General features: G+C 30.7%; 3 protein-coding genes. All 3 read right to left on the bottom strand.

The features are described 5' to 3' along the window. Positions 1-420, bottom strand: a 420-nt coding sequence (locus AMN78_RS02725; protein WP_179850608.1) for an aquaporin, incomplete at its 3' end; no start/stop codon positions are given. After that, positions 417-644, bottom strand: coding sequence for a DUF6552 family protein (locus AMN78_RS02730; RefSeq protein ID WP_075534058.1), 228 nt, complete (start codon positions 642-644; stop codon positions 417-419). The genes AMN78_RS02730 and AMN78_RS02725, both read right to left, overlap by 4 nt. Positions 645-655: 11 nt before the next feature. Beyond that, positions 656-865: a GcrA family cell cycle regulator gene (locus AMN78_RS04290; protein WP_425304103.1), complete on the bottom strand. Its 210-nt coding sequence runs from the start codon at positions 863-865 to the stop codon at positions 656-658. Positions 866-911 lie beyond the last annotated feature (46 nt).

Below are 911 nucleotides of genomic sequence, written 5' to 3' on the forward strand. Positions count from 1 at the left end.
TGAACCAAAAATTATAAAAATTAAACCAAAAGTTGCTATAACTTCTGCAATAAAAATATTAAACCCTGGTCTAGCTTTGCTTGATAATTCTATAAAGGGTAAATCAAACATGAAATTTGCGAGCATTACTCCCAATAAACATCCTAAAATTTGGGCACTTATATAAGTAAAAATTAAGTCTTTTTTAATTTTTTTTGTGAAATACATTGTCATTGTAACAACAGGATTAAAGTGAGCTCCAGAAATATTTGCAATTGAATTTATTAAAACAAATAATCCTGCGCCAGTTGCAATAGTATTAGCTAATAACATGACGGCAAAGTCTCTAGTCAAATTTTGAGCCATTATCCCAGAACCAACTATGATCATGACTAAAAAAGCACTACCTATAAATTCACCTATAAATATTCTATTTTTCATTGAAGTAACAATTGATAGAATCCTATTAAAAATAAAGGAATTTGTAATCCGAAGTTTGTAAGAATAGCTTTATCTTTCGATAAAAAACCAGCAATAGTCCAACCTACAACTCCTGCACCATGGAACATTATATTTACTGGATAGATATTTAAGTTAGTTAAAAGTATACCCGTTAAGACTAAAAAAGTACTTAGCCACTTAAGGTATTTTTTAATAAATTCCATTTACGCTTGAATTACCCTGAGGCCTTAACTTTTTTCTCTATAAATTCTGGTATCTCATCACCAAGATCATCGTCTTTTTGATTTTTAGGTTGAAAGGCATACAAAACATGAAGTTTGCAATAAGGAAAATCTCCTTCAGGCTTTCTACCGCAAAAATAGAATTTTTCTTCATTAGGATGACCTATAGGCCACTTGCATGTTTCATCTGTAAGTTCTTCCAGTGATTTAGGGTTCTGGGATAATGGCTCAAAATTTGACTAGAGACTT

The sequence above is a fragment of the Candidatus Pelagibacter communis genome, from assembly GCF_001179945.1.
Taxonomy (GTDB): Bacteria; Pseudomonadota; Alphaproteobacteria; order Pelagibacterales; family Pelagibacteraceae; genus Pelagilacustribacter; species Pelagilacustribacter ubique_A.